General features: G+C 66.3%; 15 protein-coding genes. 5 read left to right on the plus strand and 10 right to left on the minus strand.

Annotated elements, in window-relative coordinates; translation table 11 throughout:
* Positions 1-4 precede the first annotated feature (4 nt).
* Both moaB and U1707_RS04760 read left to right on the plus strand, forming a co-directional pair.
* Positions 5-532, plus strand: a complete 528-nt coding sequence (gene moaB, locus U1707_RS04755) for a molybdenum cofactor biosynthesis protein B (protein WP_056057366.1) — start codon at positions 5-7, stop codon at positions 530-532.
* 209 nt (positions 533-741) lie between these two features.
* Positions 742-1,014, plus strand: coding sequence for a hypothetical protein (locus U1707_RS04760; protein WP_332798906.1), 273 nt, complete (start codon positions 742-744; stop codon positions 1,012-1,014).
* Between the two features lie 108 nt (positions 1,015-1,122).
* Here the strand turns inward: U1707_RS04760 and mtnP are convergent, their stop codons facing one another.
* The 10 genes from mtnP to U1707_RS04810 all read right to left on the minus strand — a co-directional run bounded on the left by mtnP (position 1,123) and on the right by U1707_RS04810 (position 10,371).
* Positions 1,123-1,992 (minus strand): S-methyl-5'-thioadenosine phosphorylase, encoded by an 870-nt coding sequence (mtnP, locus tag U1707_RS04765; RefSeq protein ID WP_332798907.1) that lies wholly within the window; start codon positions 1,990-1,992, stop codon positions 1,123-1,125.
* A complete protein-coding gene (locus U1707_RS04770) occupies positions 1,989-3,380 on the minus strand; it encodes an amino acid permease (protein WP_332798908.1) in 1,392 nt (463 codons plus the stop codon). The genes mtnP and U1707_RS04770 overlap by 4 nt, the downstream gene beginning before the upstream one ends.
* Before the next feature lie 332 nt (positions 3,381-3,712).
* Complete coding sequence (locus tag U1707_RS04775) at positions 3,713-4,066, minus strand: HesB/IscA family protein (protein WP_332798909.1); 354 nt, start codon at positions 4,064-4,066, stop codon at positions 3,713-3,715.
* Between the two features lie 114 nt (positions 4,067-4,180).
* Entirely contained in the window at positions 4,181-4,642 is a 462-nt protein-coding gene (locus tag U1707_RS04780; protein WP_332798910.1) for an SUF system Fe-S cluster assembly protein, read from the minus strand.
* Positions 4,639-5,847 carry a cysteine desulfurase gene (locus U1707_RS04785; protein WP_443025645.1) on the minus strand — a complete coding sequence of 403 codons (1,209 nt, stop codon included), beginning with the start codon at positions 5,845-5,847 and terminating at the stop codon, positions 4,639-4,641. Before U1707_RS04785 ends, U1707_RS04780 begins: the two co-directional genes overlap by 4 nt.
* Before the next feature lie 118 nt (positions 5,848-5,965).
* Positions 5,966-7,102 (minus strand): SufD family Fe-S cluster assembly protein, encoded by a 1,137-nt coding sequence (locus U1707_RS04790; RefSeq protein WP_332798912.1) that lies wholly within the window; start codon positions 7,100-7,102, stop codon positions 5,966-5,968.
* Between the two features lie 83 nt (positions 7,103-7,185).
* Positions 7,186-7,929 (minus strand): Fe-S cluster assembly ATPase SufC, encoded by a 744-nt coding sequence (sufC, locus tag U1707_RS04795; protein WP_332798913.1) that lies wholly within the window; start codon positions 7,927-7,929, stop codon positions 7,186-7,188.
* A 2-nt stretch (positions 7,930-7,931) separates the two neighbouring features.
* Complete coding sequence (locus U1707_RS04800) at positions 7,932-8,294, minus strand: endonuclease domain-containing protein (RefSeq protein WP_443025646.1); 363 nt, start codon at positions 8,292-8,294, stop codon at positions 7,932-7,934.
* A 116-nt stretch (positions 8,295-8,410) separates the two neighbouring features.
* Positions 8,411-9,901, minus strand: a complete 1,491-nt coding sequence (sufB, locus tag U1707_RS04805; RefSeq protein WP_332798914.1) for a Fe-S cluster assembly protein SufB — start codon at positions 9,899-9,901, stop codon at positions 8,411-8,413.
* Positions 9,901-10,371: an SUF system Fe-S cluster assembly regulator gene (locus U1707_RS04810; RefSeq protein ID WP_332798915.1), complete on the minus strand. Its 471-nt coding sequence runs from the start codon at positions 10,369-10,371 to the stop codon at positions 9,901-9,903. Before U1707_RS04810 ends, sufB begins: the two co-directional genes overlap by 1 nt.
* Before the next feature lie 291 nt (positions 10,372-10,662).
* On the opposite strand from U1707_RS04810, the gene U1707_RS04815 reads away from it, so the two are divergent.
* The 3 genes from U1707_RS04815 to U1707_RS04825 all read left to right on the plus strand — a co-directional run bounded on the left by U1707_RS04815 (position 10,663) and on the right by U1707_RS04825 (position 15,563).
* Positions 10,663-11,694 carry a quinone-dependent dihydroorotate dehydrogenase gene (locus U1707_RS04815; RefSeq protein WP_332798916.1) on the plus strand — a complete coding sequence of 344 codons (1,032 nt, stop codon included), beginning with the start codon at positions 10,663-10,665 and terminating at the stop codon, positions 11,692-11,694.
* A 162-nt stretch (positions 11,695-11,856) separates the two neighbouring features.
* The gene (gene ggt / locus U1707_RS04820; RefSeq protein ID WP_332798917.1) at positions 11,857-13,599 is read left to right on the plus strand and encodes a gamma-glutamyltransferase; all 1,743 of its coding nucleotides are present in this window, start codon (positions 11,857-11,859) and stop codon (positions 13,597-13,599) included.
* 176 nt (positions 13,600-13,775) lie between these two features.
* Positions 13,776-15,563: an AMP-dependent synthetase/ligase gene (locus U1707_RS04825; protein WP_332798918.1), complete on the plus strand. Its 1,788-nt coding sequence runs from the start codon at positions 13,776-13,778 to the stop codon at positions 15,561-15,563.
* Positions 15,564-15,701 lie beyond the last annotated feature (138 nt).

A 15,701-nucleotide genomic window follows, 5' to 3' on the forward strand; every position in this document is an offset into this window, starting at 1 on the left:
TTTCATGCCGATCGACGAAAGCCGGACCTTTCTGCCGGTACGCATTGCCGTTCTGACCGTGTCGGACACGCGTGGCCTCGCCGAGGATCGATCGGGCGATACGCTGGTCGCACGGCTGACCGAGGCGGGCCATGTGCTGGCCGATCGCCGGATCGAAAAGGACGATGTCGAGACGATCGTCTCGCGGTTGCACGCGTGGATCGGCGATCCCGAGGTCGATTGTATCATTACCACCGGTGGCACGGGCGTCACCGGGCGCGACGTGACCCCCGAGGCGGTGGAGCAGGTCGCCGAAAAGATGATCCCCGGCTTCGGCGAACTCTTCCGCATGCTCAGCTACCAGACGATCGGCACCTCGACCGTGCAGTCGCGCGCGTGCGCCTGTGTGTCGCACGGCACCTATATTTTCGCACTGCCCGGCTCGACCGGTGCGGTGAAGGATGGCTGGGACGGTATTCTCCGCGACCAGCTCGACAGCCGTCATCGGCCCTGCAATTTCGTCGAGCTGATGCCGCGCCTGCTGGAGCGGTAAACGCACCAACCTTCCGTATCGCGCACCAGATCATGGTGCTGCGTTCGGTGCGTGATTTGCGAGGCGCAGGAAAAAATTCGTCAAATTGTGACGCTTTGCGAGCACGTTGGCGGTCGTGTGTCGCTGTACTAATAAACTGGCACACTCGGTGCATTGGTGATCACGCAATCCGGTCGGGTTGCAACACCAACAATCCGAAGGACGCCCCCATGTCACCGTTCATCCTCAAGAGCCTCATCGTCGTCACCGCGCTCGTCTCCGCCGCACCGATCCTCGCTGCCGGTGGGTCGCAACCGACGACCGAACTGAAATACGACGCGAGGACGCAGAAATATTGCGTGACGGACGCGGCCACCACCGGCAGCCGCCTCCGGCACACAACGTGCAAGACCGCGACACAGTGGAGTGCCGAAGGGCTCGACATGCCGAAGAGGACGGTCGCGAACACGCGGATGCCGGTCGCGACGATCACGCAGGACTAATGCGCGAACGTGCGCCCTGAGCGACATCTCCGACATGTCGTTCCGCTGTTCGAAGCTGGACGATCCTCCCCCAAGGGGGAGGGTCGTTCGATCGCGTGTCGGTCCGCGTTAGCGACCCAAGGCCCGGCCGGCGACCACGGCAAGCTTCGCGACCAGAGCCGGATCGCGCGCCTCGCTGGCGGTGATGATCGCGCTGTCCAGGCAGGTGTCGATCGGCGATGCCGTACGCTCTGTCGGTAATGCGCGGAGAAGTGCCATCACCATCGCGCGCGCCTTGGCCGCGTTGGCGCCGAGTTGCGCGATCACCTGCGCGACGTCGACGCCCGCTTCGCCCTCCCGCCAGCAATCGTAATCCGTCACCATGCCGACCAACGCGTAGGGAAGCTCCGCCTCGCGCGCGAGTTTCGCCTCGGGCATCGCGGTCATGCCGATCACGTCGCAGCCCCATTGGCGGTAGAGCAGGCTCTCCGCCCGCGTCGAAAATTGCGGGCCTTCCATCGCCAGATACGTGCCTTGGTCGTCGACCTGCGCGCCGGCCTGCCGCGCGGCGGCGGCGGCGTAGCGGGACAGTCGCGGACATACCGGGTCCGCCATCGACACATGCGCGACAAGGCCGGTGCCGAAGAAGCTCGACACGCGCCCCCTGGTGCGATCGATGAACTGGTCGACGACCGTGAAGCTGCCAGGTGGGCGGTGCTCGACCAGCGATCCGACCGACGATACGGCCAGAACGTCGGTCACGCTGAGCCGCTTCAACGCATCGATGTTGGCGCGGGCGTTCAGGTCCGACGGTGCGATGCGGTGGCCGCGACCATGACGCGGCAGGAACGCGACGCCGACGTGTCCGACGCGCCCAGTGTAGATCGCGTCCGAGGGTGCGCCCCAAGGCGTCTCGACGGTCTGCCAGCGACCGTCCTCGATCCCTTCGACGGCGTACAGCCCGGAGCCGCCGATGATCCCGATCGTCCAGCCGGTCATTCGGCTAAAGCTCGCGGTCGTGCGTAGACGAAGTAGATCACGAGCCCGAGCAGGTTCCACAGCCCGAAATAGAGCTGCGTCTTCGCGGGCAGGCTGACGAACAGGTACAGGCAGCCGAGGATACCGATCGTGCCGACCAGCGTCGCAGCGGGTGCGCGGAACGTCCGGATCGCGTCGGGCGCGCGGCGGCGCATCACCAGCATGCACGCGCAGACCGCGACGAAGGCCGCGAGCGTACCGGCATTGGCGAGCGCGGCGATCTCGGCAAGCGGTAGCAACCCGGCGATCACCGCGACGATCGCTGCGGTAATCCACGTGATCCGCACGGGGGCGCCGCGCTTCGAGACCTTGGCGAGGCTCAGCGGAAGCAACCCGTCGCGCGCCATCGTGAAGAAGATCCGGCTCTGGCCGAACAGGAACGCGAGCAGCACGGTCGGGAGCGCGATCACCGCGGAGGCGCCGAGAAACGTCGCGAAGCCGGGTCGGCCGATCTCGCGGAGGATCAGCGCGAGCGGCTCGGCGCTGCCGGCAAACTTCGTGTACGACAGCGCGCCGACCGCGGCGACCGCGACCAGGATGTAGATCGCAATGCACGCGACCATGGACCCTACGATGCCGATCGCGAGGTCGCGGCCGGGGTTCTTCGTCTCCTCCGCCGCCGTCGAGATCGCGTCGAATCCGTAGAAGGCGAAGAAGATGATCGCCGCCGCCGCCATGACGCCGCGTTCGGCGCCATCGGGTGCGACCGCCTTGGGGAAGCCGTAGGGCATGAACGGGTGGAGGTTCGCGCTTTTGAAATAGTGGAGCGCAATGAACACGAACACCGCGAGCGCGATCATCTTCACGCCGACCAGCACCGCGTTCAGCGTCGCACTTTCTCGTGTGCCGAACGACAATACGCCCGCGACGACCGCGATGATGAAGATGGCGGGCACGTTGAGGATGCCGCCCAGTTCGGGGCTGAGCGTCAACGCCTCGGGAAAGCCGAACGCGCCGCGCAGCAACGGCGCGGCATAGCCCGACCAGCCAACCGCGACGGTCGACACGACCAGTGAATATTCGAGGATCAGCGACCAGCCGATCACCCACGCGATCAGTTCGCCCAGCACGACATAGCTATAGGTGTAGGCGCTGCCCGACGCCGGGATCATCGTCGCCATCTCGGCATAGGCGAGTGCCGCGCAGGCGCAGATGCCGCCGGCGATGACGAACGACAGGATCACGGCGGGGCCGGCTAGCCCTGCGCCCACGCCGATCAACGTCAGGATGCCGGTGCCGACGATCCCGCCGACGCCCATCGCCACCAGATGCGGCCACGACAGGGTCCGCGCGAGCTGATGCTCGGGCGGTTGCTCGGTTACGATCTTTCGGCGAAACAGACTGGCCACGGATATCCCCTTTTGTTGGCGGGGGAGTGGCACAGGACGGGCGCGGCGGGCAAGTTCGGCTGTCTCAGCGGCACAGTTGCGGCCGTCTCTTCGTCATGCCGGGCTCGTTCCGGCATCCACGGTTCCGCACATCCGAGAAGTCCGAGTTCGCGGAACGGTGGACCCCGGAACCAGTCCGGGGTGACGGAGTGGATTTGAGCCCATCCCGACCCGATCGCAAAACGAGGGGCTTCGTCCGAATGGTAGTTACCGCCTTCTTGTTCTCCCGCGAAGGCGGGAGCCCAGTCTTGGTCCCCGCTTTCGCGGAGAAAAACGCTACCTTGCAGAGGAGCTTAGACGGTGAAGCTCTCGCCGCACCCGCATGCCCCCTTGGCGTTGGGGTTCTGGAACAGGAACCCTGCGGTGAAGTCGTCCTCGACCCAATCCATCGTCGAGCCAATCAGGTACAGGATCGACCCGCCATCGACGAACAGCGTCCCGCCGGGCGTATCGATCCGCTCGTCGAACGGCTTGGCCTCGGTGACGTAATCCACAGAATAGGCCAGCCCCGAACATCCGCGCTTAGGCGTCGACAGCTTCACCCCGATCGCGTCCGCCGGCGCACGCGCCATCAGGTCAGCGATCCGTGCGTGCGCCGTCTCCGTGAGGTTGAGCGCCGCGGGTCGTGCTCGCAATGTCGTCGCCATGTTCGTCGTCCTTCCTTCCCCCCTCCCGCAGGCGGGAGGGGCCGGGGGTGGGCTTGATAAGCGATGTCCCGCCCTCCCCTCCCCTAACCCCTCCCGCAAGCGGGAGGGGAATGATTACAGCATGCCCAATTCGAGCTTCGCCTCGTCCGACATCTTCTGCGGATCCCAAGGCGGATCCCAGACCAAGTTCACTTCCGCGAACCCGACTCCCGGCACCGACCCGACGCGCATCTCGACCTCGGCAGGCATCGACTCCGCAACCGGGCAGTTCGGCGTGGTCAGCGTCATCGCCACCACCGCATGCCCGTCCTCGGTCACCTCGACGCCGTAGATCAGGCCGAGATCGTAGATGTTCACCGGGATCTCGGGATCGTAGATTTCCTTCAGCGCGTCGATGATCGCATCGTACACCGCACCGCCGGGCTCGCCGGGCGAATCCACCTGCGGCTTCTGCGCCAGGAACCCGGCGAGGTAATCGCGCTTGCGATCCGCGTCGGAGTCCGTCTCCATGACGACGCGCGCCTTGGGCGGCGACTGGACCGCATCCACTTCCTCGATCTCGAACCGATCGCTCATTTGAAAATCCTCGTTACTCGCTCGATACCGCGTACCAGCGCCTCGACGTCCGCCGGGCCATTATACACGCCAAAGCTCGCGCGTGCCGTCGCCTCGACGCCCAGCGCCTCCATCAGCGGCTGCGCGCAGTGATGGCCGGCGCGGATCGCGACGTGCTCCTCGTCCAATATGGTGCCGATGTCGTGCGGATGAACCCCCTCGATCGAGAAGCTCACGATGCCCGCCGAATCCGCCGGGCCGTAGAGGCGCACCGAATTGATCCCCGACAGCGCGTCGCGGGTCGCGGTCACCAGCGCGGTCTCGTGCGCGTGGATCGCATCCAGCCCGATGCTCTCGACATAGTCGATCCCGGCATGCAGCCCGAGCGCGCCGACGATATGCGGCGTCCCCGCCTCGAACCGCCCCGGCGGCGGCGCGTAGGTGGTCCTGGCGAACGACACCTTGTCGATCATCGACCCGCCGCCCTGGTACGGCGGCATCGCGTCGAGCAGGTCCGGCTTGGCCCACAACACGCCGATCCCGGTCGGGCCGTACAGCTTGTGGCCGGAGAACACGTAGAAATCGCAGCCGATCGCCTGCACGTCGACCGCGATGCGCGGCACCGACTGGCACCCGTCGAGCAGGATTTTCGCGCCGACCGAATGCGCGATTTCCGTCGCGCGCTTGGCATCGAGTACCGAGCCGAGCACGTTCGAAACATGGCCGAGCGCGACCAGCTTGTGCGCCGGCGTGATCATCCGCTCCATCGCGTCGAGGTCGATGCGGTGGTCGGGCGTCAGCGGCAACACGTCGATCGCGAGCCCGCGCGCTTCCGCGATCATCTGCCACGGCACGATGTTCGAATGATGCTCCAGCATGGAGAGCAGGATGCGGTCACCCGGCTTCAACTGCGTCCCCGCCCAGCACTGCGCGACCAGATTGATCGCCTCGGTCGCGCCGCGCACGAACACGATCTCGTCGGGGGAGCCGGCACCGATGAACCGCGCGACGGACTTGCGGGCGGCTTCATAGGCGACCGTCATGTCGGCGGACCGCTGGTACACACCGCGGTGTACGGTGGCGTAGGTCTCTCCATACGCGCGCGTAATCGCGTCCACTACCGCCTGTGGCTTCTGCGCGGTGGCAGCGGTATCGAGATACGCCCAGCCCTCCGGAATCGCTGGAAAATCCGAGAGACGGTCGAGCGGGCGCGTTTGGTTAGACACGCTCATACCCCGTCACCCCGGACTTGTTCCGGGGTCCACCGTTGGGCTTGATCCAACGATCGAGAAGCACGCGGAACGGTGGATGCCGGAACGAGCCCGGCATGACGGAGCGACTGCATCACAACGCCCGCTCCAGCCACGCATCCGCATCCGCCACGAAAGCCTTGCGCACCGTCTCGTCCGCGATCTGCACGAACGCATCGCCGACGAACGCGCGCGTGAGCAGCGCCTGCGCCTTGGCATGCGGGATGCCGCGGCTCTGCATGTAGAACAGCGCGCGCTGGTCGAGTTCGCCGACCGTCGCGCCGTGCGCGCACTTCACGTCGTCCGCGAAGATCTCCAGTTCGGGCTTCAGGTTGACCGTCGCGGTCCGCTGCAACAGCAACCCGCGCAACGACTGCACCCCATCGGTCTTCTGCGCATCGCGTGCCACCTCGACCCGCGCCGCAAGGCTGGCGGTCGACTTGTCCGCCGCGACCGCGCGCCAGATCTGCTTGCTCTGGCCAGCCAGAGCCGCGTGCCGCACCGACACAGCGCATTCCTGACGCTGGTCGTGCCGCGTCAGCAGCGCGCCGCCATAGTTGGCAAACGCATCGTCGCCCGACACGGTGATCGCGCCATCGATCCGCGTGCCCGCATCGCCGGCGCCGAGCACCGTCACGATCAGGCTCGCTTCCGCCCCGATCTCGACCTCGTCGCGCAACGACACGAAGCCGTCCGCCTGAAGCAACCGTACCGCGCGTGTCAGCCTGGCACCCTTGCCGAGCGCCATGCGCGTGGAACGGTTCGACCAGCCGGCCCCGACAAAGGTCTCGACCACCGACGCGCTCGCGCCCGCGATAAGCACGATCTCCGCGGGAAGCTGGTTGTCGCCACCCGTCGCGATGTGCACGATCTGGATCAGTTCGGCCGTCGCATCCGCCTCGACGCGCAAGGACCAGCCCAGGCCGGTGGTCCGACGCCCGAGGACATGCGATCCGCCGTCGATCGGGACGATCGTGACGTGCCGCAGATCGCTGCGCTCCTCGTCGAGCACACCATCCACGAACACCGCCCGCGCGCCCGGTAGGTCGAGAAACCAGTCGCCCGCATCCAGCGCAACGCCGCGCGGCAGTCCAGCCGCCGCCGCGATCGCCGCCGGATCACCCCAGCGCCAGGATTCCTCGCGCGTCGAAGGAAGTTCGATGCTGAAATCCTCCCCGGCACGGGGAGGGGGACCGCGACGCGTAGCGGCGGGGTGGAGGGGGGCTTCCACTGACGCTACATCCAGCGGAGAACCCCCTCCACCAGCGTCGCTGGTCCCCCTCCCCGTACCGGGGAGGATTTGCGACAGGCTACTCACGCGGCGATCCCCACATAGCCTTCGCTCTCGAGCTGCTGCGCCAGTTCTTTGCCGCCCGAACGAACGATCCGGCCATCCGCCAGCACATGCACGAAGTCCGGCTCCACATAATCCAGCAACCGCTGGTAGTGCGTGATCAGCAGCACCGCCTTGTCGGGCGCGCGCATGATGCGGTTGATGCCGTCGCCGACGACGCGCAGCGCATCGATGTCGAGCCCCGAATCGGTCTCGTCGAGGATCGCGAACTTCGGGTTAACGATGCCCATCTGGACCATCTCGTTGCGCTTCTTCTCACCCCCCGAAAAGCCGACGTTCACCGGCCGCTTGAGCATGTCGTAGTCCATGCCGAGCAGATCCGCCTGCGCGCGGGCGAGCTTAAGGAACTCGCCGCCCGACAAGGGCTTCTCGTCACGCGTCGCGCGCTGGGCGTTGAGCGCCTCGCGGAGGAACTGGACGTTCGACACGCCGGGGATCTCGACCGGATACTGGAAGCCGAGGAACACGCCCGCCGCGGCGCGCTCATGCGCCTCAAGTTCGAGCAGGTCGACACCATCGAACGTCACCGAGCCCGCCGTGACCTCGTAACCGGGCCGCCCGCCGAGGACATAGCCCAGCGTCGACTTGCCCGCCCCGTTCGGCCCCATGATCGCGTGCACCTCGCCCGCGTTCACGGTGAGGGACAGGCCCTTGAGGATTTCCTTGCCGTCGATCTCGGCGTGGAGGTTTTCAATTTTCAGCATCGTCATCTTTCTAGCCCCTCCCCTTCAGGGGAGGGGTTGGGGTGGGGCGGACGCCGATCGGGCGTCGCGTGTAATTCGATCAACAAGCGCTGCAACACGCCTTCGACGTTCTGCATGACGTCGACGTTGCTGAAGCGGATGGTGCGGTAGCCCATCGCTAGCAACGTCTGGTCGCGTTGCGCGTCAACCAGCGAATCAGTGTGCGTGTGGCCGTCGATCTCCACGATCAATGCCTTTTGCGGGCAGAGAAAGTCGGCGATCCGGTTGCCGATCGTTGCCTGGCGGCGAAACTTGAAACCGCCGAGCTGCGATCGGGCGAGATGCGCCCAGAGCCGCTTTTCCGGTTCGGTCGGGTTCCGACGCATGCCTGCGGCGAAACCGTGCAACCGGGCGATGCCGTTTGCGGAAACGCCCCACCCCCGGCCCCTCCCCTGAAGGGGAGGGGAGTTTAGGCGCAGGTCTTCGTCTTGCGGTGTCTGGGTCACCCCACGCTGCCTTCCAACGAAATCCCCAGCAGCTTTTGCGCTTCGACCGCAAACTCCATCGGCAGCTGCTGCAGCACCTCCCGCGCAAAGCCGTTCACGATCAGCGCCACCGCGGCCTCCTGGTCCAGCCCGCGCGACATCGCGTAGAACAGCTGGTCCTCGGAGATCTTCGACGTCGTCGCCTCGTGCTCGATCTGCGCGGACGGGTTGCGGACTTCGATATATGGCACGGTATGCGCGCCGCACTGGTCGCCGAGCAACAGACTGTCGCACTGCGTGAAGTTGCGCACGCCCTCCGCGGTCGGCGCGACGCGCACCAGCCCGCGATAAGTGTTGTCCGACCGCCCCGCCGAAATCCCCTTCGACACGATCGTCGAGCGCGTGTTCTTGCCGAGGTGGATCATCTTCGTGCCGGTATCGGCCTGCTGGCGATTGTTCGTCACCGCGACCGAATAGAACTCGCCGACCGAGCCGTCGCCGAGCAGCACGCACGAAGGGTATTTCCATGTGATCGCGCTGCCGGTCTCGACCTGAGTCCAGCTGACCTTCGAGTTCTTGCCCTGGCACAGCGCGCGCTTGGTGACGAAATTGTAGATCCCGCCGACGCCGTTCTCGTCGCCCGGATACCAGTTCTGCACGGTCGAATATTTGATCTCGGCATCGTCGAGCACGACGAGTTCGACCACCGCCGCGTGCAGCTGGTTCTCGTCGCGCATCGGCGCGGTGCAGCCTTCGAGATACGAGACGTAACTGCCCTTGTCGGCGACGATCAGCGTGCGCTCGAACTGCCCGGTATTCTCGGCATTAATGCGGAAGTACGTCGACAGCTCCATCGGGCAGCGGACGCCCTCCGGAATGTAGACGAACGTGCCGTCGGAGAAGACCGCCGAGTTCAGCGTCGCAAAGTAATTGTCGCGCTGCGGCACCACCTTGCCGAGCCACTTCCGGACGAGCTCGGGATATTCCTTGATCGCCTCGGAGATCGAGCGGAAGATCACGCCCGCAGCCTCGAGCTCCTTGCGGAACGTCGTCGCGACCGAAACGCTGTCGAACACCGCATCGACTGCGACGCGGCGCTTCGGGTTGCCGTCCGCGTCGAGCGGATCCTCGACCACGCCCGCCAGCATCTTCTGCTCGCCGATCGGAATGCCGAGCTTCTCGTAGACGCGCAGGATCTCCGGATCGACCTCGTCGAGCGACCCGAGCTTCGGCTTCGCCTTGGGCTCCGCGTAATAATACGCGTCCTGGTAATCGATCGGCGGTACGTCGAGCTTCGACCAGTCGGGCGCCTCCATCGTCTGCCACAACGCGAACGCCTTAAGCCGCCAGTCGAGCATCCACTGCGGCTCGCCCTTCTTGGCCGAAATGAAGCGCACCGTGTCTTCCGACAGACCCTTCGGTGCGAATTCCTGTTCGATGTCCGAGGAGAAACCCCACTCGTACGTCTTGTTCGCGGCGGCGTATGCCTCTGCGTTCCGGGTAGCCATTATACACTCACTCTCGTTTCCCCGCGAAGGCGGGGATCCAGGGTTACGGGCGATTCAATTGGGACTTGGGCCGACAAGCTGGCGAGCGACACGCTGGCGAGCGCGCCGCGAACCGCGTCGTTGACGGCGTTCCAGTGCGGCTTCACGCGGCAGGACTGGGCGACGCAGCAATCCTGCGACGCGCCATCGACGCACGAGGTCAGCGCGATCGGACCCTCGACCGCCTCGATGATGTCGGCGAGCGAGATCATCGCCGGTGGGCGCGACAGGCGGAAGCCGCCGCCGGAGCCGCGCGTGCTCTCGATCAGGCCAGCAGCCGACATCCGGCTTACCAGCTTCTGCACGGTCGGGAGCGGCACGCCGGTCTCCTCGGCGAGCAACGTCGCGTTCAGCCGCGCGATCCCGCCGCAATGACGCGCCGCAGCACTCATCATGACGACCGCATAGTCTGCTAGGCTGGAAAGACGCATGGCGGCTTGAAAGTCCAATCGGACCGATCTGATCCGATTAGTCAAATGGGCGTTGTGCAGTGCATCGTCAACCCGCGCAGGCATGCTAACGACTCGCAACTCAAGGGCGGTTTTTGTATTCGGCATGACCCGCGAGGTTGACTTCCCCCCTCCCTGGAAGGGAGGGGTCGGGGGTGGGTCGGCCGGTTGGCGATCGCAGCACGCGCCCACACCGACCCACCCCCAGCCCCTCCCTTCCAGGGAGGGGAGCAAAGATTACCCTTCCCGACCGGCGAAAAAGCGAGGACGCGCATGGCCTTCTACCACCCGATCCTATTCCGTCTCGACGCCGAGCGCGCACATACCCTCACCATCACAGCGCTCGCCGCATGGGGACGGGCCGGCGCACCGCTCTCCCCCAACGTGCCGCGTCTCGCGACGACCGTGGCGGGGATCGCGTTTCCCAACCCGGTCGGGCTGGCGGCGGGGGTCGACAAGGACGGTCGCGCGATCGACGGGTTCTTCGGGCTTGGCTTTGGCAGCGTCGAGATCGGTACGCTCACGCCGCTTGCCCAGCCCGGCAACCCGAAGCCCCGCATCTTCCGCCTTCCCGAAGACCGGGCGATCATCAACCGACTCGGCTTCAACAATGGCGGGCTCAGTGGGGCGCTGGACCGCGTGAACCGCGGCGCGGGCGGCGAAGGCGTTCTGGGCATCAATGTCGGCGCGAACAAGGACGCGACCGATCGCACCGCCGACTATGTCCACGGCGTCACTCGCGCCGCGGCATATGCCAATTACGTCACGATCAACATCAGTTCGCCGAACACGCCGGGTCTGCGCGATCTGCAGCACGGCGCGGCGCTGCGCGATTTGCTTGTCGCGTGCACCGCCGTGAAGGGCGACACGCCGATCTTCCTGAAGGTCGCACCGGACCTCGAACCCGCGGACATCGACGACATCGCGCGCGCCGCGATCGACAACCGCATCGACGCGCTGATCGTCAACAACACGACGGTTTCGCGGCCCGGCCTGCGCTCGGCCAACGCAAAGGAAACCGGCGGACTGTCCGGAGCCCCCCTCGCCTCGCTCGCCCGCCAGCGCCTGATCGACTTCCGCAAGGCGACCGGCGGGGCGATGCCGCTCGTGTCGGTCGGGGGCATCGGCAGCGGTGCCGAAGCCTATGCCCGCCTCCGCGCCGGCGCGAGTCTCGTCCAGCTTTATACCGCGCTGGTATATGAGGGACCGGGCCTCCCGGCCCGCATGTTGCGCGAACTGGACGCGCTGCTGATCCGCGATGGATTTGCCTCGGTCGGCGACGCGGTGGGAGTCGACGCTCGCTGACACTATTCTTCCCCCACGCTCTCCCGTCATCCCAGCGAACGCTGGGATCCGGAGCCAAGTACGTCGGCCTTCGTGGCTCTGGATCCTGGGTCGAGCCCAGGATGACGGGACGTTTCGGTTAGCCGCTTGCCTCGTGTTCGAACCGCGTTAGGCTTGCGGCCGATGAAGACCTCTCTCCTCGCGCTCGCCCTCCTCGTCCCCACCGCCGCCGTAGAGGCGCGCCAACCCGCACCTGCCGCCATCAAAGACCAGGGGATGGTCAGCGCCGCCGACCCGCGTGCGGCGGCGGCCGGCGTCGAGATCCTGCGCGCCGGCGGCAGCGCGACCGATGCCGCCATCGCGACAATGCTCGCGCTCAACGTCGTCGAGCCGCAAAGCTCGGGCATCGGCGGCGGCAGCTTCTGGATCAACCATGCGGCCGGGGGCGCGCTGAGCACAATCGACGCTCGCGAAACCGCGCCGGCCGCCGCCGACGCGCGCTGGTTCTATGCCCCCGACGGCACGCCGCTGAGCCATAGCGACGCGGTCCCCGGCGGTCGCAGCGTCGGCATCCCCGGTGCGCTCCGCGGCATGGCGCTCGCGCACCGCGCGTCGGGCAAGCTTCCGTGGGCGCAACTGTTCGCCCCCGCGATCCGGCTCGCGACCAACGGTTTCCAGGCCTCTCCCCGCCTCGTCAACGGCATGACGGCGTATGGCGACCACGTCACGCCCGAGACGCGGAAGATCTTCTCCGCGCCCGACGGCACGCTGGTCGCGATCGGCGCGACGATCAGGAACCCGCAACAAGCCGCGCTGCTGCAGCGCATCGCGACCCAAGGCCCCGACAGCTTCTATGTCGGCCCGCAGGCGCAGAAGATCGTCGCCACGGTCAACACCGCCGCGCGCAATCCGTCGAAGATGACGCTCGGCGATCTCGCCAGCTACGACGCTAAATCGCGGCCGCCGGTCTGCGTGAAATACCGCGTGTACCGCGTCTGCGGGATGGGCCCGCCGTCGTCGGGCGGCATCACCGTGCTGATGATCCTGAAGCAGCTCGAACGCTTCGACATGGCCAAGCTTGGCAAGAACAGCGCGCAGGCCTGGCACCTGTTCGCCGAATCCTCGCGTCTCGCCTATGCCGACCGCAACCTGTACGTCGGCGATCCCGATTTCGTCCGTGTGCCGGTGCAGGGCATGCTCGACGCGAAGTATCTCGCTGGCCGCTCGGCGCTGATCTCGCCGACGACGACGATGGCGACCGTCACCGCCGGCTCGCCCCCAGGCGCCCCTGCCCGCGTCGGCGCGCCGGTCAGCGAGGTCCCCGGCACGACCGACATCGCGACGGTCGACGCACGCGGCAACGTCGTCGAGGTCACCACCACCGTGGAGGGCTATTTCGGTTCCGGGCTGACGGTCGACGGCACCGTCCTCAACAACCAGCTCACCGACTTCGACATCGTCCCTGAAAAGGACGGCGCGCTCGTCGCCAACCGCGTCGAGGGCGGCAAGCGACCGCGCAGCTCGATGAGCCCGACGATCGTCTACGGTCCCGACGGCAAGGTCCGGCTTGCAGTCGGCGCGGCGGGCGGCTCGACGATCATCGCGCAGGTGGCGAAGGCGATCATCGGCGTGGTCGACTGGAAGCTGTCCGCGCAGGATTCGATCGCACTCGGGCTGCTCTATGCGCCGGGCCAGGTCGCGACGGCGGAAAAGGGTACCGAGCGCGAAGCGATGGTGCCGGCGTTGCAGGCGCTGGGCGAGACCGTGCAGGTCGCGGCGCTCGGCCTGAAGGCGAACGCGATCGAGCGTGTGGGCGGCAAATGGGTCGGCGCGGCGGATCCGCGCAGCGAGGGTGTGGCGATGAGCCAGGACGGCAGCGTCACCCGGATCGTACGCGTCGGCAAAGTCCAGCGCGCGCCTGAATGATACTCACTTACCCATCGTCATCCTGGGCTCGACCCAGGATCCAGAGCCAGCAGCGTTACCGTCGATGTCTCTGGATCTCAGCTTTCGCTGGGATGACGAGTGTTGCTATACTGGCCTCGCACTAAAGCAAGCCGACCCATCAAACATCGGGCTGCAAGAGTACCTCAGGAGAGACAATGGCCCGCCAGCTCGAACGATTCCCGAACCTCGTCACGATGTTCTTTGCGCGGGCAGCGGAGAAGGGCGACGCGCCGTTCCTGTGGACCAAGACGAGCGGCGCGTGGGTCGCGACCAGCTGGGCCGACGCCGCGCGCCAGGTGGCGTCGCTCGCCACCGCGCTGACCGCGATCGGCCTGAAGCGCGGCGATCGGGTAATGCTGGTCAGCGAGAACCGGCCAGAATGGTGCCTGAGCGACCTCGCGATCATGGCGGCGGGCTGCATCACCGTGCCGACCTACATCACGAACACCGAACGCGATCATCTGCACATCATCGAGAATGCGGGCGCCTGCGCGATCATCGTCTCGACCGCGAAGCTCGCCAAGACGCTGCTCCCCGCGGTGGTCCGCTCGAACCAGGCGCACACCGTGATCGGGTTCGAGGACATGAGGGTCCCCGCCGCGATCGACTTCCACAGCTGGCACGGGCTGATCGCCGCGCACCCGACCGCGCCGGACGCGGCCGCGGCGCGCGCCAACTTCGCGCGCGAGGACCTTGCCTGCATCATCTACACCTCGGGTACCGGCGGCGCGCCGCGCGGCGTGATGCAGCACCACGGCGCGATCCTCCACAATTGCGCCGGCTGCGCGGCGGTCATCTCGGAGGATTTCGGTTGGGACGACGAGGTCTTCCTGTCGTTCCTGCCCTTGAGCCATGCCTATGAGCATACCGGCGGCCAGCATTTTCCGATCTCGCTCGGCGGCCAGATCTATTACGCGGAGGGCCTGGAAAAGCTCGCGGCGAACATCGAGGAAACGCGCCCGACGATCATGTTCGTCGTCCCCCGCCTGTTCGAGGTGCTCCGCACGCGGATTTCGAAGACGATCGAGAAACAGGGCGGTGCGTCGGCATTCCTGCTGCGCCAGGCGCTCGATATCGGCGGCAAGCGCTATGCCGGTCGCCTTCGCCTGACCGACCGGCCGATGCAGGCCGCCGTCGCGACGCTGTTCAAGCCGAAGATCTCGAAGAAATTCGGCGGCCGGCTGAAGGCGATGATCTCGGGCGGTGCGCCGCTCAATCCCGAAGTCGGGCTGTTCTTCGAAGCGCTCGGCCTCACCTTCCTGCAAGGCTATGGCCAGACCGAGGCGGCACCCGTCATCTCGTGCAACCGCCCCAAGGCCGGCGTGCGGATGGATTCGGTCGGGCCGGCCCTCAAGGATACCGAAGTCCGGATCGCCGAGGACGGCGAGATCCTGGTCCGCGGCGAACTGGTCATGCACGGCTATTGGCGCAACGATGCCGAGACCGCGAAAGTGCTCAAGGACGGCTGGTTGCATACCGGCGACGTCGGCGAGATCGATGACCGCGGGCGGATCCGGATCACCGACCGCAAGAAGGACCTGATCATCAACGACAAGGGCGAGAACGTCGCCCCGCAAAAGGTCGAGGGCATGCTGACGCTCCAGCCCGAGATCGTCCAGGCGATGATCGTCGGCGACAAGCGCCCGTACATGGTGGCGCTGATCGTGCCCGATCCGGAGTGGACGCAGGAATGGTGCGCCGGCAATGGCGACGCGTGCAGCTTCGCCCGGCTGGCGGAGAATAGCGAGTTCCGTACCGCGCTGGGCGCTGCGGTCGAGCGCGTGAACAAGGAGCTGACGGTCACCGAACGGATCCGCCGCTTCGTGCTGGCCGATGGACCGTTCACGATCGAGAACGAGCAACTGACGCCGAGCTTGAAGATCCGTCGGCATGTGTTGAAGCAGGCGTATGGGGAACGGCTGGACGGTTTGTACTCGAGTTAAGGTATCAATCAGCTCCCCACCCCGGCGGAGGCCGGGGCCCAGTTGGAAGACGATGCAAACGGAGCTCTGCGCTTCGTTACAACCACCTTTCCAATTGGGCCCCGGCCTCCGCCGGGGAGGGAGACTTGGAGAGCGCAC

Origin of the sequence: Sphingomonas sandaracina, from assembly GCF_036663695.1 — a bacterium.
Classification (GTDB): domain Bacteria; phylum Pseudomonadota; class Alphaproteobacteria; order Sphingomonadales; family Sphingomonadaceae; genus Sphingomonas.

What these genes read in the sequence shown, in the direction of transcription:
- U1707_RS04800 (WP_443025646.1), bottom strand. Translation starts at nt 8,294, where the DNA reads ATGCGTCGGAACCCGACCGAACCGGAAAAGCGGCTCTGGGCGCATCTC.
- sufB (WP_332798914.1), bottom strand. Translation starts at nt 9,901, where the DNA reads ATGGCTACCCGGAACGCAGAGGCATACGCCGCCGCGAACAAGACGTAC.
- U1707_RS04775 (WP_332798909.1), bottom strand. Translation starts at nt 4,066, where the DNA reads ATGGCGACGACATTGCGAGCACGACCCGCGGCGCTCAACCTCACGGAG.
- U1707_RS04810 (WP_332798915.1), bottom strand. Translation starts at nt 10,371, where the DNA reads ATGCGTCTTTCCAGCCTAGCAGACTATGCGGTCGTCATGATGAGTGCT.
- sufC (WP_332798913.1), bottom strand. Translation starts at nt 7,929, where the DNA reads ATGCTGAAAATTGAAAACCTCCACGCCGAGATCGACGGCAAGGAAATC.
- U1707_RS04760 (WP_332798906.1), top strand. Translation starts at nt 742, where the DNA reads ATGTCACCGTTCATCCTCAAGAGCCTCATCGTCGTCACCGCGCTCGTC.
- mtnP (WP_332798907.1), bottom strand. Translation starts at nt 1,992, where the DNA reads ATGACCGGCTGGACGATCGGGATCATCGGCGGCTCCGGGCTGTACGCC.
- moaB (WP_056057366.1), top strand. Translation starts at nt 5, where the DNA reads ATGCCGATCGACGAAAGCCGGACCTTTCTGCCGGTACGCATTGCCGTT.
- U1707_RS04825 (WP_332798918.1), top strand. Translation starts at nt 13,776, where the DNA reads ATGGCCCGCCAGCTCGAACGATTCCCGAACCTCGTCACGATGTTCTTT.
- ggt (WP_332798917.1), top strand. Translation starts at nt 11,857, where the DNA reads ATGAAGACCTCTCTCCTCGCGCTCGCCCTCCTCGTCCCCACCGCCGCC.
- U1707_RS04815 (WP_332798916.1), top strand. Translation starts at nt 10,663, where the DNA reads ATGGCCTTCTACCACCCGATCCTATTCCGTCTCGACGCCGAGCGCGCA.
- U1707_RS04780 (WP_332798910.1), bottom strand. Translation starts at nt 4,642, where the DNA reads ATGAGCGATCGGTTCGAGATCGAGGAAGTGGATGCGGTCCAGTCGCCG.